This window comes from Serratia sp. PL7 (assembly GCF_945957435.1).
Map to the genome: position 1 here is coordinate 1 of NZ_CAMFLB010000003.1, position 20,408 is coordinate 20,408.

20 protein-coding genes are annotated in these 20,408 nt (G+C 62.2%); 2 read left to right on the forward strand and 18 right to left on the reverse strand.

Going from position 1 to position 20,408, the window contains the following annotated elements; translation table 11 throughout:
• Window positions 1-84, reverse strand: an 84-nt coding sequence (locus N6G83_RS54935; protein WP_134267863.1) for a hypothetical protein, incomplete at its 3' end; no start/stop codon positions are given.
• 238 nt (window positions 85-322) lie between these two features.
• Here N6G83_RS54935 and N6G83_RS18140 point away from each other — a divergent pair.
• Window positions 323-1,075: a M48 family metallopeptidase gene (locus N6G83_RS18140; RefSeq protein WP_016930039.1), complete on the forward strand. Its 753-nt coding sequence runs from the start codon at window positions 323-325 to the stop codon at window positions 1,073-1,075.
• A gap of 41 nt (window positions 1,076-1,116) precedes the next feature.
• On the opposite strand, the gene N6G83_RS18145 is transcribed toward N6G83_RS18140, so the two are convergent.
• The 14 genes from N6G83_RS18145 to N6G83_RS18210 all read right to left on the reverse strand — a co-directional run bounded on the left by N6G83_RS18145 (window position 1,117) and on the right by N6G83_RS18210 (window position 14,223).
• Window positions 1,117-2,757, reverse strand: a complete 1,641-nt coding sequence (locus N6G83_RS18145; protein ID WP_025304194.1) for a thiamine pyrophosphate-binding protein — start codon at window positions 2,755-2,757, stop codon at window positions 1,117-1,119.
• 52 nt (window positions 2,758-2,809) lie between these two features.
• Window positions 2,810-4,279 (reverse strand): aldehyde dehydrogenase, encoded by a 1,470-nt coding sequence (locus N6G83_RS18150; protein WP_049208798.1) that lies wholly within the window; start codon window positions 4,277-4,279, stop codon window positions 2,810-2,812.
• A 16-nt stretch (window positions 4,280-4,295) separates the two neighbouring features.
• Window positions 4,296-5,090: an aspartate dehydrogenase gene (locus tag N6G83_RS18155; protein WP_025304196.1), complete on the reverse strand. Its 795-nt coding sequence runs from the start codon at window positions 5,088-5,090 to the stop codon at window positions 4,296-4,298.
• Window positions 5,091-5,105: 15 nt separating this feature from the next.
• Window positions 5,106-5,900 carry an SDR family oxidoreductase gene (locus N6G83_RS18160; protein ID WP_043141245.1) on the reverse strand — a complete coding sequence of 265 codons (795 nt, stop codon included), beginning with the start codon at window positions 5,898-5,900 and terminating at the stop codon, window positions 5,106-5,108.
• Window positions 5,897-6,715: an alpha/beta fold hydrolase gene (locus N6G83_RS18165; RefSeq protein WP_049208797.1), complete on the reverse strand. Its 819-nt coding sequence runs from the start codon at window positions 6,713-6,715 to the stop codon at window positions 5,897-5,899. The genes N6G83_RS18160 and N6G83_RS18165 overlap by 4 nt, the downstream gene beginning before the upstream one ends.
• Window positions 6,715-7,239 carry a cupin domain-containing protein gene (locus N6G83_RS18170; protein ID WP_004937634.1) on the reverse strand — a complete coding sequence of 175 codons (525 nt, stop codon included), beginning with the start codon at window positions 7,237-7,239 and terminating at the stop codon, window positions 6,715-6,717. The genes N6G83_RS18165 and N6G83_RS18170 overlap by 1 nt, the downstream gene beginning before the upstream one ends.
• Before the next feature lie 168 nt (window positions 7,240-7,407).
• Window positions 7,408-8,664, reverse strand: coding sequence for an MFS transporter (locus N6G83_RS18175; protein WP_043141251.1), 1,257 nt, complete (start codon window positions 8,662-8,664; stop codon window positions 7,408-7,410).
• Between the two features lie 23 nt (window positions 8,665-8,687).
• Window positions 8,688-9,899: an NAD(P)/FAD-dependent oxidoreductase gene (locus N6G83_RS18180; RefSeq protein ID WP_260515623.1), complete on the reverse strand. Its 1,212-nt coding sequence runs from the start codon at window positions 9,897-9,899 to the stop codon at window positions 8,688-8,690.
• Window positions 9,896-10,837 carry a VOC family protein gene (locus N6G83_RS18185; RefSeq protein WP_089196252.1) on the reverse strand — a complete coding sequence of 314 codons (942 nt, stop codon included), beginning with the start codon at window positions 10,835-10,837 and terminating at the stop codon, window positions 9,896-9,898. The genes N6G83_RS18180 and N6G83_RS18185 overlap by 4 nt, the downstream gene beginning before the upstream one ends.
• Window positions 10,838-10,946: 109 nt before the next feature.
• Window positions 10,947-11,741, reverse strand: coding sequence for an IclR family transcriptional regulator (locus tag N6G83_RS18190; RefSeq protein WP_004937625.1), 795 nt, complete (start codon window positions 11,739-11,741; stop codon window positions 10,947-10,949).
• Between the two features lie 37 nt (window positions 11,742-11,778).
• Window positions 11,779-12,534, reverse strand: a complete 756-nt coding sequence (locus N6G83_RS18195) for an SDR family oxidoreductase (protein ID WP_025304203.1) — start codon at window positions 12,532-12,534, stop codon at window positions 11,779-11,781.
• On the reverse strand, window positions 12,531-13,574 hold the full coding sequence (locus tag N6G83_RS18200) for an aromatic ring-hydroxylating oxygenase subunit alpha (protein WP_060434497.1): 1,044 nt from the start codon (window positions 13,572-13,574) through the stop codon (window positions 12,531-12,533). The genes N6G83_RS18195 and N6G83_RS18200 overlap by 4 nt, the downstream gene beginning before the upstream one ends.
• 20 nt (window positions 13,575-13,594) lie before the next feature.
• Window positions 13,595-13,903: a recombinase-like helix-turn-helix domain-containing protein gene (locus N6G83_RS18205; RefSeq protein ID WP_004937617.1), complete on the reverse strand. Its 309-nt coding sequence runs from the start codon at window positions 13,901-13,903 to the stop codon at window positions 13,595-13,597.
• 2 nt (window positions 13,904-13,905) lie between these two features.
• Window positions 13,906-14,223, reverse strand: coding sequence for a non-heme iron oxygenase ferredoxin subunit (locus N6G83_RS18210; protein WP_004937614.1), 318 nt, complete (start codon window positions 14,221-14,223; stop codon window positions 13,906-13,908).
• A gap of 398 nt (window positions 14,224-14,621) precedes the next feature.
• Between N6G83_RS18210 and N6G83_RS18215 the strand changes: the two genes are divergently transcribed.
• The gene (locus N6G83_RS18215; RefSeq protein ID WP_049296214.1) at window positions 14,622-15,863 is read left to right on the forward strand and encodes an MFS transporter; all 1,242 of its coding nucleotides are present in this window, start codon (window positions 14,622-14,624) and stop codon (window positions 15,861-15,863) included.
• A gap of 109 nt (window positions 15,864-15,972) precedes the next feature.
• On the opposite strand, the gene N6G83_RS18220 is transcribed toward N6G83_RS18215, so the two are convergent.
• The 3 genes from N6G83_RS18220 to speA all read right to left on the reverse strand — a co-directional run bounded on the left by N6G83_RS18220 (window position 15,973) and on the right by speA (window position 19,552).
• On the reverse strand, window positions 15,973-16,125 hold the full coding sequence (locus N6G83_RS18220) for a Hok/Gef family protein (protein ID WP_197825159.1): 153 nt from the start codon (window positions 16,123-16,125) through the stop codon (window positions 15,973-15,975).
• A 335-nt stretch (window positions 16,126-16,460) separates the two neighbouring features.
• The gene (gene speB / locus N6G83_RS18225) at window positions 16,461-17,381 is read right to left on the reverse strand and encodes an agmatinase (protein WP_004937606.1); all 921 of its coding nucleotides are present in this window, start codon (window positions 17,379-17,381) and stop codon (window positions 16,461-16,463) included.
• Window positions 17,382-17,575: 194 nt separating this feature from the next.
• Window positions 17,576-19,552, reverse strand: coding sequence for a biosynthetic arginine decarboxylase (speA, locus tag N6G83_RS18230; protein WP_004937600.1), 1,977 nt, complete (start codon window positions 19,550-19,552; stop codon window positions 17,576-17,578).
• Between the last annotated feature and the right edge of the window lie 856 nt (window positions 19,553-20,408).

Sequence of the window (20,408 nt, forward strand, 5' to 3'; positions counted from 1 at the left end):
ACCCGGGTGGCCGGAATTTGCTTTTTGTACGGCGTCCATGCTGAGTGCGCGGATGGCGTTGGCAAGCTCTTTACGAGAGGACATGTTTTACTCCAGGTCGGATAAAAAAAGCAGTCAAGTTCCCTATTTTCTCAGACTCCACATCACAACGGCAATCCCTAATGCCAAATGAGAGCGAGTTCACCACTTATTAGCACGATTGGACGCTTTTTCGGAATAACACTATTCTCGCCTTAGCTGGCGTACACTAGGCTCTTGCGACAAGATTTCCTCAAAGCAAAATGACTCTTTTACCTTGTTACCTTCACAGGAAGATGGCGTTATGAAGATCCGTACCTCTTTGATTGCGTTGGGCATTGCCACCTTGGCAACCGGCTGTCAAAACCTGAATACCGAAACCTTGATGCAGTCCGGCGCGCAGGCGTTCCAGGCGGCGACCCTGAGCAACGACGACGTTAAGGCCCTGAGTGATAAATCCTGCGCCGAGATGGACAGCAAGGCACAAATCGCGCCGGCCGGCAGCACCTACGCCAAGCGTCTCAACAAAATCGCTGCGGCGCTGGGCGACAACATCAACGGCACCCCGGCCAACTATAAGGTTTACGTGACCAAAGACGTCAACGCCTGGGCGATGGCCAACGGCTGTATCCGCGTCTACAGCGGCCTGATGGACATGATGAACGACAACGAAGTGGAAGGCGTGCTGGGCCACGAAATGGGCCACGTGGCGCTGGGCCACACCCGTAAAGCGATGCAGGTGGCTTACGGCACCGTGGCGCTGCGCACCGCGGCGTCCTCCGCCGGCGGCGTCATCGGCTCGCTGTCGCAGTCGCAGCTGGCGGACATCGGCGAGAAACTGGTCAGCGCCCAGTTCTCGCAGAAGCAGGAAAGCGAAGCGGATGATTACTCGTTCGATCTGCTGAAAAAGCGCGGCATCGATCCGAACGGCCTGGCCACCAGCTTCGAAAAATTGGCCCAAATGGAAGCCGGCCGTCAGAGCAGCATGTTCGACGATCACCCGTCTTCCCAAGCGCGTGCACAGCACATTCGCGATCGCATCGCGGCAGAGAAGTAACAACGAGAACGCCCGGCAACCGCCGGGCGTTTTTTATCGTCTCAATACAGGGTTTTCTGCGGCGGCCCGGCGAAGGTCAGCGGCCCGACCTGCTTCATGTCCACCTCGACCACCGACGGCCCCGGGTAGTTGATCGCCTCGGCCAATACGCCGTTGAACTGCGCCGCCGCCTCGACCTTCCAGGCTTTCAGCCCCATCGCTTCGGCTATTTGAGTAAAGGCCGGCGTATGCAGCTCGTTGTAATACTGGCGCCCGGCGAAATACTTGTCCTGAATGCCGCGCATCACGCCATAACCGCCGTCGTTCATGATCAGCAGGGTGATGTTCACCTGTTCCTGCGCCATGGTCGCCAGTTCCCCCAGGCCCAGCGCCAAACCGCCATCGCCCACCAGCCCCACCACCTTGCGCTGCGGGTTGGCGATCGCGGTGCCGATCGCCATCGGCAGCCCCATGCCGATAGCACCGGCCAGCGAGTGAATGTTGCACAGCGGCGAGATCGCGCGGAACAAACGGCTGCCCCAGACGCTGCCGGAAACGGTGATATCGCGCACCAGCAATCCGTCCTGCGGCAACGCGGCGTCGATGGCGTCGTTGAGTTTGGCGTATTCACCGGACTGCTGACGCAACGCGCTCTCCGCCTGCTGCACCGCCCCCGCGATCTCGGCATCCCACTCGGCGTTAACCTTCTCGCCGGGGCTCAGCCGCGCCGCCAGCGCGGCCAGCAGCGCCGCACAGTCGCCGTTGATCTGCTCATCGGCCAGGTAGTTGCGGTTGGCCGCCGCCGGATCGATGTCAATCTGCACCAGCGGGCGCGGCAGCGGCAGCGTCCAGGTGCGGGTTTCATTACTGCGCAGGCGCGAACCAGCCACCAGCGTCAGGTCGCACTGCGTCAGGATCGCCTCGATGCTCGGCGAGTTGTGGAACGCCCGCAGGCTGCGCGGATGGCTGTCCGGCAGAATGCCGCGCCCGTGGGTGCTGGAGATCACCGCCACGCCGGCGTCCGCCAGCTTGCGCACCGCGTCGCCGCAGGCCAAGGCGCCACCGCCTAACCACAGCAGCGGACGCTTGGCCTGTTTCAGCCGCTGATGCAGCCGCTCCACCGCCGCATCGTCCGCCTTCGGCAGCGGCGCCGGCGCCAACGCTTCAGTCAGCACCGAACGGGACACCAGGCTGCTTTGGATATCGATCGGGATCTCGACCGCCACCGGGCCACAGGGCACGGTTTGCGCATCCAGGATCGCCCGCTGGATCACCGCCACCGCCTGCTCCGGCGAATTGACCCGGTAAGCGCGCTTGGAGCAGGCGCGCAGGAAGCCGAGCTGATCGCGGGTTTCATGAATAAAACCGGCGTCGGCGTCCAGATAGGCTTTTTCCACCTGGCCGGTGATATGCAGCAGCGGCGTGTTGGCGTTGAGCGCCTCAATCATCGCCCCCACCGCGTTGCCCGCGCCGGCGCCGGTGCTGGTCAACGCCACGCCCAGGCCGGAGAAGCGCCCGTGCGCGTCGGCCATGGTGACCGCGCCCGCTTCGCCGCGCGCCGGCACGAAGCGAATTTTATCGCGCTGCCCCACCGCATCGGCGATCGGCAGATTATGAATCGAAATGATGCCGTACATCGCCGACACCGCGTACTGTTCCAGAGTCCGGGCTATCGCCTCGCCAACCGTGATTTTATCGCTCATCATCTGCCTTCTTAGGGTAGTCGTTATTAGGGTTATGCGTAGAGGTGTCGGCCTAGTCGCTCCAGCGGTTCACCTGATGGCTCAGCGCCAGATACACGCTTTTCTGCTGCATGTAGGCCTTGATGCCGTTCAGGCCCTTTTCGCGGCCCAGCCCGCTTTCCTTGAAACCGCCGAACGGTGTAGAAATCGAGAACGTTTTGTAGGTGTTGATCCAGACGGTGCCGGTTTCCAGCCGCTCCGCCAGCGCCATCGCCCGCGGGAAATCGCGGCTCCAGATGCCGGCCGCCAGGCCGTACACCGAGTCGTTGGCCTGTTCGATCAGCTGTTGCTCGTCGTCGAACGGCAGCGCCACCAGCACCGGGCCGAAGATCTCCTCCTGGCACACGCGGGCGTCGTTGTTCAAGCCTTCAATAATGGTCGGCAGGTAATAGCTACCGCTCGCCAGTTGCGGATCGGCCGGCGCTTCGCCGCCGATGATCACCCGGCCACCCTCCTGCCGCGCCAGCGCCACGTAGTCCGCCACGCTTTGCCGATGTTTGGCGCTGATCAGCGGGCCGAGATGCACGCCCGGCACCAGCGGGTTGCCGATGCGCAGCCCCGCCGTCAGTTCGGTCAAGCGCGCCAGCAGCGGCTGATACAGCGAACGATGCACGAACAGCCGCGATCCGGCGATGCACGCCTGGCCGGCGGAGCTGAAAATGCCGTAGCAGATACCGCGCGCCGCCTGTTCCAGATCGGCGTCCTCCAGCACGATGGTCGGTGATTTGCCCCCCAGTTCCAACGAGGTGGGGATCAGCTTGTCGGCGGCGATATGCGCCAAATGGCGCCCGGTGCTGGTCCCACCGGTAAAGGCGATCTTTTTCACCCGCGGATGGCGCGCCAACGCCTCGCCGATCACCGAACCTTTGCCCGGCAGCACGCTGAGCAGCCCGGCAGGCAGGCCCGCCTGTTCGAACAGCTCGGCCAGCTTCAGCGCCATCAGCGGCGTGGCTTCGGCCGGTTTGAGCACCACCGCGTTGCCCGCCGCCAGCGCCGGCGCCACCTTCTGCATTTCACTGGCGATCGGTGAGTTCCACGGCGTGATGGCGGCGATCACCCCCATCGGCTGATACTGGCTGAGCGTCATCACCTCGGCGCTGCGCGGGGTCGGCAATTCGCCTTCCAACACTTCGCAGGCGGCGGCGAAGTAGCGCGCGGTCGCCGCTGCGCTGGCCACCAGCCCGCGGGTCTCCGCCAGCGGCTTGCCGTTGTCGCGGGTCTGCAGCTCGGCCAGCTGTTCCTGCTGCGCCAGGATCAGGTTGCTGACGCGGTAGAGGATCGAGGCGCGTTGGTGCGGCACCAACCCACGCCACTCCGGCGCGCGCCAGGCGCGTTCCGCTGCCTCCACCGCCTCATTCACGTCCTCGACGTTAGCGGCACGCAGCCGCGCGTTGACGCTGCCGTCGGCCGGGAATACCGAAGCCATCTCTTCGCCACGCCCTTCGCGCCAGCGTCCGGCGACAAAAATATTCAATCGTTCCATGCTCCGCTCCTGCCGTTCAGGCAATAAAACCGCCGTCCACCAGACGGCGGCAGGCTTGTACCGCGCTCAGCGCCGCCAGGGTTGATGTTTTGGGATTGCTCGCCAGCGGGGTGCCGCTCAGCTCGATGTGAAACTCGCCAAAATCGCCGCACACCTGCAGGCGATGGGTATTGCGTCGGGTGGCGGGATCGACCTGCAGGCGTACCCGGGTGGCGTCCATCCCCAGGCCGTTGAGCGCAATGGTGGCCGCCACGTTGGCATTAGCCGGGAACAAACGCGCCGCTTCACGCGCCGAACCTTCAAAAAACACCTGCGCTTCACTCACCGCATCGAGATCGATCAACTGTTCCGCCGGGCTGCCGCGCCAGCTGGCCGGGCTTTTACTGGCCTGATAGGTCACGCTCTCCAGCCCGCCTTCGCGCGCCGACGCCAGCCCGTCCATCCCCGCCACCGCGCCGGACAGCACGATCAGCTGCCCGTGATGGCGGCGGCAAACCTGCTGCAGCCGCTGTTGCAATGCGGCGTCCGCCAGCGCGCCGGTCGAGATCAGCGCCAGCGGCCAGCCGCGCTGCAGCACCGCTTCGCCAAACTCCGCCACCGCCTGCTGGCTGGCGCACTCCAGCACCAGATCCGGCCGCTGCGAACACTGCCCAGGATGGGCCAGCGCCTGCACCCGCCCGCCAAAAGCCTCGGCGATCGCCGCATGATGAGCTGCGCGCGCCAGGATCCAACCGACCTCCACGCCTTCCGGCAAACGGGCGATCACTTCCTTCGCCATCGCGCCGTAGCCAATCATCATGATCTTCTTCATCTTTTTCTGCCCCTGCTACACATGGCGGTTAAAGCCGCCGGAAACGTCCAGCGCCGCACCGGTGGTAAAAGAAGCCAGCGGCGAAGCGAGGAACAGCAGCGCCTGCGCCGGCTCCTGCGGCTTGCCCAGGCGCTTCATCGGGATGCCGCGCCGTTCGGCGATCGCCGCCGTCCACTGCTCCCAACTTTGATCTTTATCGCTGCGCTCTTCGAAACGGCGGCGCCACTGACCCGACTCCACCATCCCCAGCAAGATCGAGTTAACGCGAATACCTTTGTCCACCAGCTCTTTCGATAGCGTCAGCGTCATGTTGAGCAGCGCGGCACGCGCCGCCGAGGTGGCGATCATGTGTTCTTCCGGCTGCAGCGCCAGCAGCGAGTTCACACAGGTGATAGACGCGATCGCCGATCGTTCCAGCGCCGGTAAAAACGCCTGCACCGGGTTGATCACGCCGAACAGCTTCAGCTCGGCCTCATGCAGCCAGGCCTCGCGCGGCGTCTGGTCAAAATGGGCGACGAAGCCCTGACCGGCGTTGTTGATCAGCAGATCCACGCCGCCGAAACGCGCCGTCACCTGAGCGGCGAACTGCGCCACCTGCTGCGCGTCCAGCACGTCGCAGCGCAGCGCCAGGATCTCCGCCTGCGGGAAGTCCGCGCGCAGGCTGGCCTCCGCGCCGGCCAGTTTGTCCGGATCGCGGCCGCAGAACGCCACCTTCGCCCCTTCGGCCAGCAGCAGCTTCAGAGTTTCGAAACCGATGCCCGACGAGCCGCCGGTCACCACCGCCACCCGATCCTCAAGCTGAAAATTCATCGTTGGATTGCTCCCGTAAAATCCCGCAGATAGCGGTTGAAACACGCCGGCGCATCGAGGTAGCTGGCGTGACCGGCGGCGGCAATCAGACGCAGCGTCGCGTCTTGCTCACGCGCCAGCTCGGCCGCCTTCTCCGGCGGCGTAATGCGATCCTGTTCACCGCACCACACTTCCAGCGGGCCGCGATAGCGCGCCAGATAGCGGCCGATGTCGTCGTTGGCCAGCATCCAGGCGGCACTCAGAAAACCGTCGGGATCGAGCTGCTGCATGCCGTTGCGCACCCAGGCGATGTCCTGCGGATCCGCCCCTTCGCGCAGCAAGGCCGCCGCCCGCTGCTCGCCGTAGCCCACCGGCCCCAGCGTCTCCATCATCTGTTGGCGCTGGCCGTACACCTGCCGGCGTTTTTCCTCCGGCGCCGCGGCATAGCCCTGCGCCGGATCCGCCAACACCAGCCCACATAGCCCGTCCGGATAGCCGGCGGCGTAGGCGCTGCCGATCAGCGCTCCCAGCGAATGGCCAACGATCAGCGGCTGCGCCAGCTGCAGTTCATCAATCAGCGCCGCCAACGCCGCCGCATAACCGGCGGCGTCAGCCTGCGGATCCGCCAACGGCAGGCTGCCGCCGTAGCCCGGCGCGTCCCACGCCAACAGACGATGACCGTCCGTCAGGCCGCTGTCGTTAAACTGCTTTATCCACGAGGCGGATCCGGAACTGATGCCGTGCAGCAACACCACCGGCCGCCCCTGCCCGGTCTCGCGCCAGCTCAGGGTGTACGCCCCGCAGCGCGCCCGTTGACGTTGCGCCAGGCCGTTCATCAGTTGCGCTTCACTTTGGACAGCGGGTGATCCGCCGGATAGGTCGGGATCTCTGGTTTGGCGGTGCCGAGCATCACGCACATCAGCGCCTCTTCCTCGCCGTGGTTGAACAGGCCGCGGTACACGCCCGCCGGCACCGAGATCAGATCGCGCTCTTTCAGCCTGGTTTCGTAATACTCTTCCCCATCCTGGATCATCAGCGTGATGCTGCCTTTCAGCATGAAGAACACTTCTTCCACGTCGTCGTGCAGGTGCAGTGGGCCCTCGCATTTCGACGGCAGCACCATGGTGGAAAAGGTGAAGTTGCCCGCCGGAATGGTGTTGGCGTCGCTGGCCACGCCGGTAGCGCCGGTGCCGATGTAGCGCATCTGAGCGCGGCGGTATTTCGGGTCAAAGTCGGCCTGGAATTTCAGCGCGTTCCAGTCGTATTTGCGGCCCTCGAAACGGGCGATGCGCGACTCTACCCAGTTTTCCATCGACAGATCCTGCGGCTTGACGCCGGCTTTATTCTCAACCTGAGACATGTTGTCACTCCTCTGTTGAATCAAATGGTTATCCCCTTCGTCTTTCACGCTGTGGCGTTGTTGGCTGCATTCGTTCGCACCAGTCACTTACCGCAGTAAGCTCCTGGAGACTCACGAACTTGCCGCCTAGCCACAGCATGAAATCCATTGGGCTTAGCAATTGTTAATTCAGTACTTTCTCAGCAACGGCAGCAGAATGAGGCAGCCGACGAACGCCATCACCACCAGGAACAGCAGGCCGTTATCCATATTGCCGGTGGCGGCGATCAACGCCCCCATCAGCACCGGCGCCAGCGCGCCGGCAAAATTGCCCAACCCGTTGAAAATGCCGCCGGCGGTGGCGCTGACCTTGCTGCTGGTCGCCTTCGCCAACAGCGCGAAAATATTCGGTGCGCCGGCGCCCCACATAAAGGTGCTGAAGGCCATGGCGGCGATCACGCTGTAGGTGCCCTGCAGGTGCAGCACCACCGCCAGACCGAGACCGGCGCCGCACAGCGACAGGAAGCAGGCCAGCGCGCGCCGATCCAGCTTGTCCGACAGCCAGGCGCCCAGCACTTCGCCGAGCAGCATGGCGATGAACGGCAGCGAAGAGAGGTAACCGGCATGTTCCAGATGAATGCCTTTGCCCTTGATCAGATAGCTCGGCAACCAGCCGTTCATGCCCCACAGGTAGGTCAGGAAGGCGATATTGAACAGGCAAATCATCCAGAAATGCGGGCTGCGCAGCAGCTCGCGGCGGTGCTGTTGGCGTTCGGACACCGCCGGCTTGGCCGCCGCCGCCGGGCGCGAGACGTTCAGGTGGCGCATGCCGAACAGCACCAGCAACATCACCGGCAGCGTCAGAAACGCCATAAAGAAGAAGGTGGTCTGCCAGTCGAAGGTATTGAGGATGTACAGGGTGACCGGGAAGCCGAGCGCGGCCCCGAGCGGCGTGCCGAGCAGCCACAGCATGGTGGCGCGCGCCTGCAGCTGCGGCGGAAAGGCCTGACGAATAATGGCGTAGGCCATCGGCAGCAGCGGCCCTTCGGCGATGCCGAGCAGAATGCGCAGCGTCATCATGGCATGATAGGAACGCACCAGCCCCATCAACACCATCAGCACGCCCCACACCACCATCATGCCAATCAATACTTTTACCGGGTTAAGCCGATCGCCGATGCCGCTGAGCAGCATCGAGGAGATGCCGTAGGAGAACAGAAACGCGCTCATCAGCAAGCCCAGCCGCGCCGGGTCAAAGCCGATCCCTAACGCCTGCTGAAACTCGGCGTCGGAAAACAGCGCCGCGATGCTGATCTTGTCGAAAAACGCCAGCAGCACGCAGGCGAACAGCGCGATCGGCACCGACCAGCGCACCCGTTGCTGCGGATTTTCGGCAACGGCTTCCCCCGCCCGTCCAGCGCGGGCGTCAATGTCTTGCGTAGTCATAAAACGCTCCCGAGGTTCGGGCGTTATTTCAACGCCATCAAAGAAAACTCCGCATCCGCCAGCTGCTGCGGATCCAGCACCCGGCCGCTCGCCAACCAGCGCTTGCCGAGCTTGATGGTGCGCGCGTCGTTGAACGCCACCATCTGCACCAGCTGCCGATCGGCGTTCAGCGTGAAGAACACCTGCGACTGCGGCGTGCGGCGCACCACATGGTGCACGCCGCCGCTCGGCACGCCGAGGATCTGGATATTGACGTCATATTGATCCGACCACAGCCAGGCCACGTCGTCATACGGAGCGGCAAAGGCGTCGAGCATCGCGCAGGCGGTGCTGATGGCCTGATTTTGCGCGTAGGCCCAGGACTGCAGGCACAGGCCAAGCGTCGGGTGGCGCGCCACGTCGCCGGCGGCGAAGATCGCCGGATGGCTGGTACGCCCTTGGCCGTCGACCACGATGCCGGACTCGATCGCCAGCCCGGCGCTGCGCGCCAGTTCGAGATTCAGCTCGACGCCGATCCCCACCACCACCAGATCGAAGACCTGCGGATCGCTGACTTCGCTGCCGATCCAGGCGGCGCCGTCGCGATCTTCCAGCGAGATCTCGCCGCAGCCACACAACACCGTAACGCCCTGCCGGCGATGCAGTTCGAGCAACGCCTGCGAGACATCGGCGCCGACGCTGCGCATGCATAGCGCGGGCTGGCGTTCAAACACCGTCACCTCGGCGCCGAGACGGCGCGCAGAAGCGGCGATCTCCAGCCCGATCCAACCGCCGCCGACGATCGCCAGACGGCGGCAACCTTGCAGGCCCTGCCGCAACCGGGCCGCATCGTCCCAGGAACGCAGCGTCATCACGCGCGGATGCTGCGCCCAAGCGGCGCCCGGCACACGCGGCCGCCCGCCGGTGGCGATCAGCAGCTGCTCGAACTGCAGCCGTTGCCCGTCGCTGAGCGTGACGATTTGCTGTTCAGCGTCGATGGACTCGGCGCGCAGCGGGCGACGCCAGTCGATGTTCAGCGCCTCCACCGCCTGTTCGCTGAACAGCCGACTGAGGGGAGCCGCGGCATCCAGCAGCGCCGCTTTCGACAGCGGCGGCCGCTCGTAAAAATCGTAGGGCTCGTCGCTGACCACCGTCAGCCGGCCGCTGTAACCGCGGTCGCGCAGCGTCTTGGCCGCCCAGCCGCCGGCCTGGCCGCCGCCGACGATGACGATGCCCGTCTGTTCTGGCCGGTTCATAACGCTTGCGCCTTTTTATGCTGGCGGCGCGTATCGTGATCGATGCCGCCCTCTACCGCCCATTCGGTGAAGGAGACCAGCGAATGCTCCAGCTCGCGCGGCTGCCAGTTTTCCGTCAGATAATCGTCGTTGGTGTAATACTCGAACGCGCCGCCGGTCGGGCTGTTGACGTACCAGAAATAGGCCGAGGAAATCGGGTGGCGGCCGGGGCCGATAAAGGTGCTCCACTGCTCTTTGTTCATGGCGATGCCGCCGCCGATCACTTCATGGATATCGCGCACGGTGAACGCCACATGGTTCAGGCCGCGTGGGCGGTTAGGCAGCTTCAGCAGGAACAGGTTATGGTGGCCGCCGCGCGCCTGGGTGCGCAGGAAGACGGCGCGATCGATATAGCGATCGGAAACCTGGAAATCCAACAGCTCGCGATAGAAACGCTCGGTCGCCGCCAGATCTTCAACGAAGAACACTACGTGGCCAATATTGATCGGTTGCGCCTGCGAATAGACCGGGCTGGGTTGATCGATGCGGCGCACGTCGCCCCATTGGTTGATCGGCGTGACCGGCACCTCAACCGCCTGCTGGCGGCTGACGACGAAGCGCAGCGTCATGCCGTTGGGATCGAGGCATTCCAGCTCTTCTCCCACCTGACGGAAGCCGGGCATCAACGCCAAACGCGGCTGCAGGCGCGCCAGATCGGCGGGTGAGCCCACGCCCCAGGTCATGCGGCGCAGGGTAGAACCGCCTTCAAACGCCGCAGGCAGCGCCGCGCTTTGCAACGGGTACAGGACAACCTGCGCCCCGCTCAGGGTGGTGAATTCGCGCTGCGGTTCGCCCCAATGTTGCGTGGCGGGCTGCAGGCCGAAGTCTTGCATAAATTTTTCGCAGGTTGGCAGATCTTCGACGCCAAATTCCAGTTTTTCGATTCCGATTACGCTCATTGTTCAGCCTCACGTTCTCGCTGCATACGGTTTTCAGGCATGAGTGAACCCCGGCCCCTGTTTACTGTGGGCCTTATCCTTGCCTGAGTGAAAGAGTCGGTCCTGTCGGTTAGCCGACGTTGGCCTGCGGCGGCGCGCCGAGGAAGCCAGAAATTTTCTCCGCCGCGTCGCGCACTTCCATGCGCAGCCGCTCGCGATCCGCTTTCGGGATCTCATCGGACGGCACCATGATGCTGACCACCGCCTCGACCCGCTGCTCGCGGTTGAAGATCGGGTAGACGATCGAGGAGATGCCGTGGCGGAAGAACGATTCGCCGATCACATAGCCGCGCGCCTTGTCTTGCTGCACCATCTGCCACAGCGTTTCGCGATCCGCCGGGGTGCCCGGCGCGTTGCCCGGCAGCTGCGCGTCCGGATAGAGTTGTTCGAACTCGCTGCGGGTGGCGCTGGTCAACAACATGCGGCCGAGCGAGGTTTGGTGCACCGGCAAGCGGGTGCCGACGCTGACCTGATTGATCTGTGAACCGGCGGCGCTGACGCGGGCGATATAGATCACGTCGCGCCCGTCGCGGATCGCCAGATGGCTGCTGCACTGGCTGCGATCGCGCAACTGCTCGATCACCGGCTGGCCGGCCTGCGCGACGTCCAGCGACGCGATGTATTCAAAACCGAGACGCAGCACCTTGATGCCCAGTGCGAAGGTATTGGTGCGCGGATTGCGCTCCAGAAAGCCCAGGTGCTCGAGCGTCTGCACCACGCGGTAGGCGGTGGCCTTCGGCATATCGACCAGGCGATGCAACTCGGCAAAAGTCATTTCCTTATGCTGCTCGCCAAACGCCAGCAGCAACTGCAACCCGCGATCCAGTCCCGGGATCAGATACTTACATGCTTGCTCGTCCGCCATCTCTCGCTCCTGCGCTGTGCGCCTGCCCTGCGGGCCGTCAGTTGAATACGAAGCCGCCGTTAACCGGCAGCAGTTGGCCGGTGACGAAATCCGCCAGCGACGACAGCAGATAAAGTACCGTACCGTTCACATCGTCCGGGTGCTGCGCCCCGGCCAGCGCGCGCCCCTGCTCGTACAGCTGATGGCGCTCGGCGGGCACATACTCAGTGGCTTCCACTCGCGTCAGGCCCGGCGCGATGGCGTTGACGCAGATACCCTGCGGGCCCAGCTCGCGCGCCATCGATCGGGTCATCGCGATCACCGCGCCTTTACTGGCGACATAGGCCATCAGGCGCGGCGCGCCCCACAGCGCGGTGTCCGACGCCACGTTGACGATCTTGGCGTGCGGATTGCGCGCCAGCAGCGGCACCGCCGCCTGGCTCACCAGCCAGGTGCCGCGCACGTTGACTTGCATCACGCGATCCCACAGATCGATATCGTATTCCATCATGGTTTTACCGCCGACGCCGGTCGCCAGCGCCGCGTTGTTCACCAGACCGTCGATCCCGCCGCCAGCGGCGATCTTCTCGAACGCCAAGCGGATCGAATCCGGTGAGGCCAGATCGATCGTCTGCGTTTCCACCCGAGCGCCCTGCTCGCGCAGCGCGGCGCCGCTCGCCGCCAGCTCATCCGCCAAGATGTCGCACATCACCACCTGCGCGCCGGCGGCGGCGATGGCGGCGGCAAAGCTGTAGCCCAGGCCGCGCGCCGCACCGGTGACCACGATGCGCTTGCCGTCCAGCAAGCCGTTCACTGCGCCGCCTCCCGCTCGCGCAGCGTCGCCAGCTGTTTCTGCGCCTCTTTCTGCATCAGGCGGCGCAGGCGCGACAGACCGACGTCGTGCTGGTACAGGTATTCGCGGCCGCGGGCGTTAGGCGCCATGTTCTCGAGCACGATGCGATCCTGCTCGAGCACGTCCCAATGCAACGATTCCAGGCGATTACGGTACATGAAGCGCCACATGTCGCGCTGCCAGTCTTTGACCTTACGGATGCGCCAGAAGAACACCCGGCAGTGATCCTTGTCTTCCGGCACCACCATGCCGATGATCCAGAAGTGACCACCCGGCCCAAAGCGCTTCTTGTACGGGATCGACAGGCGCATCCAATACGCGCCGCTGCTGCCGAATTCCACCCAGTCGAAGTTAACCCCGATCTGTCCGTTCTTTTTGAAGATAAACCCGCTGTCGGTCGGCTCCAGCCCCATATCCGCCTTGCGATCCCCTTCCGCCATCGAGTGTGAGGAAGAGTGCAGGTAGGTGCCGTGCATCGGATCCATCACGTTTTCCAATGCGTACTGGTAGTTGCAGTCCCAGCTGGCGGTACACAGAAAATTACTGTACGACGCTTCGTCCGCCAGCTCTTGCGGGAAAGTCAGCGCCGCCGGCGCTTCATCCGCCGTCACGCCGAAATAGAGAAACACTGCGCCGTAGGCTTCTTTGGCCGGGTAAGACCGCAGGCATTTTTGCCCCACCAGCGGGCAGCGATCCACCGCCGGCACGTCTTTCACCGTTCCGTCGCCGCCGACTTCCACCCCGTGATACCAGCAGGCGATACGATCGCCGAGGTTCCACCCCATGGAAAGCCGCGCGCCGCGGTGCGGGCAGCGATCTTCCAACGCGTGGATCTGGCCTTCACCGTCGCGCCACACCACGATTTGCTGCTCGAGACGGGTGATGCCGACCGGGTTGTTGCCCACTTCCCAACTGGCCAGCACCGGATACCACATGCCGCGCAATCCCTGGTCAAGATAGTCCTGCAGGCTCTGTTCGGAGGATGTTGTGTTTGCTGTCATTGTCTTCTCCCGGATGTGGCTCAGAAACCGTTAACGTGAAGGAATTCGCGGAACGTCGCCTCATTCCACGGTTGGCCGCTGCGATCGAACAGGCGGCGCTGATTCAACGCGCTGACGATCTGCTCCAGCTCTTCCGCCCCCTGATCGAAGATCGTTTCCAGCGCCGCCACCAGCGCGGTTTCGAAACCGTCCGGCACCCGGGCGCGGTTTTGCCAGATGACATTGCGGAACTGGCCCGGCTGATGGATTTGGCCGTTGCCGCCTTCGCGGGCCGGCGTCACCTGTTGGGTGTCCGGCAGCCAGGGATTGAAATCGGTGATGTGCTGCATGATTACTCCTCCGCGATAAAGGTGATCTGGATTTGGTTGTCGACCACCCGGGTGGGATAGGTTTGCAGATCGCGGCCGCCTGGCTCGCGCAGGCACTGGCCGGTGCGCACGTCAAACAGCGCTTCGTGCAGCGGGCACTCAACCTTACCGTCGTCTACAAACCCCTGGCTGAGCAAGGCATAAGCATGCGGGCAGACGTCTTCCAGCGCGTAGTAGTTACCGTCGAGCAGGTACACCCCGATCTCTTTTCCTTCCACTTTGCCGGAGAAAGGAAAATCTTCTTTCACCTGAGACACTTCGCACACATTCTTCCAGCTCATTGCTTTTATCCTCTATCTGATTGTTTCATATATGAAACTCAGTTTCTTATTTAATACAGCCACTATAAGTCTGGCGAAACTTTCGTCAAGCGAGCGGAACGGCAAATGTTAATGAAAGGTTGTTTAAAAATGACAAATGCGGGAGGGATCACGAAATCATGCACCGATATGAAAAACCTATGTCAGTTGTGCGCTCTTCCGCTAATTTATGGCAAAAAATGCGTTGATCCCGGCGGCGCATTGCGCGTAAAAGTGTTTTCTCACTGTCTTTTACACTCAATTTAATAACAATTATTTTACATTAATCAGCCTCGTCCCCCGCGTTTGCGCGTAATGGCCTCCGCGGGCGAGTTTACTGCTGCCTGAATTCGTCAACCGCTCGCACTGAGGAACGCGCCGTGCAACAACGTCAACGCTGGTTTGGGGTGATCGCCCTGCTGTTTCTGATCGTTATCGCCTATGCGGATCGGGTTAATATCGCCGTGATGTTGGTCAATCCCGACTTCCTGCAACACTTTCAACTCGGCGGCGACCGCGCCCATCAGGGCACGCTGATGACGGTGTTTTTACTCGGTTACGGCCTGTCCGCCATGTTGCTGACGCCGTTTCTGGAAACGCTGATGGGTTACCGCCGCGCGCTGACGCTGAGCGTGGTGCTGTGGGCGCTGCTCACCGCCGCCTCGCCGTTGGCGGGATCGCTGCTGTTGCTGTGCGCGGTGCGCGCGTTGCTTGGCGTCAGCGAAGGGCCGCTGTTCTCGCTCAAGACCATGTACATCAGCGATCATTTCGCCGCCGACGAGCGCGGCAAACCCAACGCGGTCAGCGCGCTGGGCGTCTCGTTGGGGCTGGTGATCGGCTTTCCGCTGGTGAGTTTTCTGATGGCGCACTTCGGGTGGGCGATGTCGTTTCACCTGCTGGCGCTGCTCAACCTGCTGTTGGGCCTGGCGCTGGTGCGGCTGTTCGTTCATCCGCTCGCCTTACCCTCATCTTCACGCCCCGCCGATCCTCAGCCGGTGTTGAGCCGCGTCTGGCACACCTTCGCGCTGGCCTGGCGCACACCGATGCTCGGTTGGATCCTGCTGATCGAGATCGCCACGCTCAGCTACCTGTGGGGATCCAGCGCCTGGCTGCCGGCTTACCTGACTGATGAAAAAGGATTCTCCATCAAGCAGATGGGATGGATGGCCGCACTGCCTTTCATCGTCAGCATCGCCTCAAAATACCTCGGCGGCGTGCTGCTCGATCGTATCCGCCCCTATCAGGCGCCACTGATCTTCGTCTTTGGCGGCGCGGCGACCGCACTGTGCATCTATGGCGTAATGAACAGTCATCAGCTTGGCTGGATCGCCTTCTTCCTGCTGGCGGCCAACGCCTGTTGGGGCGCACAGGGCGCGGCAATCCCCACTCTGCTGCAGCATTATGCGCGGCCGGAGGCGGTCGGCAGCGCCTATGGGCTGATCAACGGCATCGGCAATCTGTTCTCGGCGTTTGTGCCGATGGCGATGGGCATGGTGATGGCCAGCCAGGGCAAGGTGTCCTCGGGCTTTGCGGTACTGATTGCCTCACAGCTGCTGACGCTGCTGGCGGGCGGCGCGCTGTTTAGCCGCATGTTGCTGGCGCGCCAGGTGAAACGGGCATAAATCCGTTTCACCGTGTTCTACGGCGGCAAACCGAAAGCGTTGAGAGGGTGCTCATGGATCTGGACGCCAACAACCAGCAGACGGGGGCCCCCCCCGTCGCCGGGTTGCCTTACCGTTCGGATTCGTAAGCCAAAATGGCCGCAACCTCCGTAGTGCCCGATCGGATCCGCAGCTCCCACAGCGTGCTACGGGTTATCCATGCCAGTGATATTACCGTGGCACAAATAACCACCAGTTTTAACAGGCTCCGTTTGTTCGGCATCATGCCTTCTTCTCCTTGCCTCGCGGCGGGTAAGAGGCTAACTTAACGTTGCTGGCGTTAGAGTAGGCCTCGGGTTGATGAATATCGACTCGGGGCTTTTCTCTTTGTACCTTTCACGCAGGCTCTAGATACAAAGATCCAGAGCACCCGCGCGCAGTATATTCATCCTCCCCGTTATCCCGATTCCTTTTTACTGACTCCGTTTCATTTCTGCGCAAAATTGCGCAAAGGCGTTGCAACAGACTGAAAATCGCCGCACGGATGGCGAAAAATGAAATAAAAAAAGCGACCCCCATACGATGGGAGCCGCTTTTTCAGCGAGGCGTGGCCAAGCGTCAGGCGTGTTTCTTGGCCGCCTGCAGGTACAGCATCTCCAGACCCAATGTCGCCGCGGCCAGTGCGGTGATCTCGGACTGGTCATAGGCCGGCGCCACTTCCACTACGTCCATGCCGACGATGTTCAGCGACTGCATGCCGCGTACCAGTTTCAGCGCGCGATCGGAAGTCAGGCCGCCGATCACCGGCGTGCCGGTGCCCGGTGCAAACGCCGGATCCAGGCAGTCGATGTCGAAGGTCAGGTACACCGGCATATCGCCGACGATGCCCTTGATCTGGGTCAGCAGGTCGTCCACGCTGCGATCGTTCACCTGCGCGGCGTCCAGCACGGTAAAGCCGTTGTCGTGATCGAACTCGGTGCGAATGCCGATCTGCACCGAGTGGTGCGGATCGATCAGGCCTTCGTTCGGCGCATGATAGAACATGGTGCCATGGTCGAACTTGCTGCCGTTGGCGTAGGTATCGGTATGGGCGTCGAAGTGCACCAGCGCCAGCTTGCCGAAATGCTTGGCGTGCGCGCGCAGCAGCGGCAGGGTGACAAAGTGGTCGCCGCCGAACGAGAGCATGCGCTTACCGGCTTTCAGCAGTTTCTCCGCGTGCGCCTGCAGCTTGTCGCTCATGTCCTGCGCATCGCCGAAGTTGAACACGATGTCGCCGCAGTCAACCACGTTCAGGCGATCGCGCAGATCGAAGCTCCACGGCCAACGGTTGCCTTCCCAGGCCAGGTTGGTGGACACCTGACGGATGGCCGCCGGGCCATGGCGGCCGCCGGCGCGACCGGAGGTCGCCATGTCAAACGGAATGCCGGTGATGACCCACTCTGCATCGCTGTCGTAAGGCATGAAGTTCAGCGGAAAGCGCAGGAAACCAAAGGCGTTGGACACTAATGAATTATCGGACTGATGGCCTAAGGTGCTCATAGTAAACCCTCGTAGTTCAACAAGTTGCCGGGCGCAGACGCCGGGCCGTTACAAAAAAAAATCCCTCCCGCGTCGTTAGCCCGACGAGAAAGGGATTTATTCGATGTGTGTTTCGGTGCTACCGATACGGCAGATTATGGCCGCATTTTGTTCATGCTTCAAGGGGGTCAACAGCGCCCCCCTGAAGAGGGCGGTTACTCGTCTTCCAGATACGTATAACCGTACAGACCGGCCTCAAATTCTTCCAGGAACTGCGCCTGCAGCTCGCTGTCCAGATCGGTTTCTTTGACCTGATCGCGGAACTTGGACAGCAGCGCGCTCGGATCGAGCTGCACATACTCCAGCATGTCCGCCACGGTATCGCCCTCGTCGGACAGCTCGGTCTCGACGCTGCCGTCCGGGAACACGTACACGTCAACCGAGGCGGTGTCGCCGAACAGGTTGTGCATGTTGCCAAGGATCTCCTGGTACGCGCCGACCATGAAGAAGCCCAACGCCGGCGGGTTCTCCGGATCGTACGGCGGCATCGGCATGGTGGTCGCCACGCCGTCGCCGTCGACGTAATGATCGATGGTGCCGTCGGAGTCGCAGGTGATGTCGAGCAGCACCGCACGGCCTTCCGGCGGCTTATCCAGCCCTTCCAGCGGCAGCACCGGGAACAGCTGGTCGATGCCCCATGCATCCGGCATCGACTGGAACAGCGAGAAGTTGACGTAGAACTTGTCCGCCATGCGCTCTTGCAGTTCGTCGATGATAGGACGGTGCGCGCGGTTGCTCGGATCGAGCTGCTGCTGGATCTTGTTGCAGATGTTCAGATACAGCTGCTCGGCCCAGGCGCGCTTGGTCAGGTCCAGCATGCCGTGCGCGTATTGGGTATGCACGTCGTGCAGATCCATCTGGCTGTCGTGCAGCCATTCGCGCAGCGAGCGGCGGTTCTCCGGCTCGTTCATTTCCAGCCAGGTTTCCCACATGCTTTCCAGCGCGCGCGGCGCGTCGGCTTCCGGCGGCTGCGGTTCGCTGAACTCGTTGCGCTCGACGCCAATCACGTTGGAGACCAGCACCGTGTGGTGCGCGGTCACGGCGCGACCGGACTCGGTGATCACCGTCGGGTGCGGCAGGCCGTGTTCGTTACAGGCGTCGCCGATGCCCCAAATCACGTTGTTGGCATATTCGTTCAGGCCGTAGTTGACCGAGCAATCGGACTGCGAACGGGTGCCTTCGTAGTCGACGCCCAAGCCGCCGCCCACGTCGAAGCACTGAATGTTGACGCCCAGCTTGTGCAGCTCAACGTAGAAGCGCGCCGATTCGCGCACGCCGGTGGCGATGTCGCGAATATTGGCCAGCTGCGAACCCAAATGGAAGTGCAGCAGCTGCAGGCTGTCGAGGCGGCCCGCTTCACGCAGGGTCTCCACCAGCTTCAGCACCTGCACCGCCGCCAGACCGAACTTGGATTTTTCGCCGCCGCTCGACTGCCATTTGCCGGAGCCTTGCGATGCCAGACGCGCACGCACGCCCAGGCGCGGTATGACGTTCAGCCGCTCGGCCTCTTCCAGCACCAGGTTGATCTCGGACATCTTCTCGATCACCAGGTACACCTTGTGCCCCAGCTTTTCCCCGATCAGCGCCAGACGAATATATTCACGATCTTTATAACCATTACAGACGATCACCGAGCGGGTCATGCCGGCATGCGCCAGCACCGCCATCAGTTCGGCCTTGGAGCCGGCTTCCAGCCCCAGCGGTTCGCCGGAGTTCACCAGCGATTCAATCACGCGGCGGTGTTGGTTCACCTTGATCGGATACACCAGGAAATAACCGCCCTGGTAGCCGAAGGATTCACGCGCGCGTTTGAACGCGGCGTTGATAGAGCGCAGGCGATGCTGAAGGATCTGCGGGAAGCAGAACAGCGCCGGCAGACGTTGGCCGTCTTGCTGGCGCGTTTTCACCAGTTCTGCCAGATCGACGCGCGCCTGCGGGACATCCGGATCCGGGCACACGCTGATATGGCCCAGCTCGTTGACGTCATAGTAATTGTTGCCCCAGTAGGCGACGTTATAAGTACGCAGCATCTTGCTGGCATTACGATCATTCATGGCAACCTCCTGCATGGAGCGCAAAGATAAAGACTCGCCCGCAACCGGCGGACGGTGAATCAACAGATCATCAGACATGGTTCGCCTCACATTCCCTACTGACGAAACCGTCAGCCACTATCGCAGCTACAACCCGCGAGAACAACCCAACAAGCCGCGCCGGCGGCAGCGAAGAGAACTGCCGTTCGCGGTCAGCGATCGGTTTATCACTCATATAATTGTAAGACACCCTGTTCAAACCTCGTGAATCGGGCCAAGAAACATCCCACAGGAAGGCTGCAGGCTACCCTTGTTCAGTTCTTCAGACGACCGTTAGCCGGCCCGAGAATCCTGAGTAGCGGCCAAGTGTTTATCGCACCTGGTAAGTGACAGAGAGACAAGACGGGAAATAGCAGAAGAATGTGCGCCAGAACGGCACTGCTGTTGAGAACCAACAACCGGTAGACAACGGATCATTAATCCAACCACCTCCACGCGCGCCGTTCGGAGTGAACGACCCAGCCTCTAAATATAGTGTAAGAACGTGACCGTTCGATGAAGCGGCGAACGCCCGCGACGGATAATAGCGCAACGCTGGCGAATGCAAAGCGGAAGTTTATCGCACCTTCCCCCACGCCAGACCGCCGTACTGTGCAGCAAATGAACCGCGCGCGCAGTTTATACCGGTAAGCAGGTGAAAAAGCAAAATGAAAATTCGCCGAAAACTGTTTCAAGCGATGAAAATGGCGCCAACCCGTTTGCGCAAAAGAGCGAAAGCGCAAAAAATTACTGGCAATCTGGCTAAACCCTGACCTAAAATAGACGTCCAGATGTTAATCCATCTATACTGGTTAACTGATAAACTGCTTAACGGCTTTGCCTGAGGGGCGTTGCAGGATGCATCTCGCGCCATCAGCGGAAGACCCTTCGCTTCGATGCCGGATCTCCAGCGCTG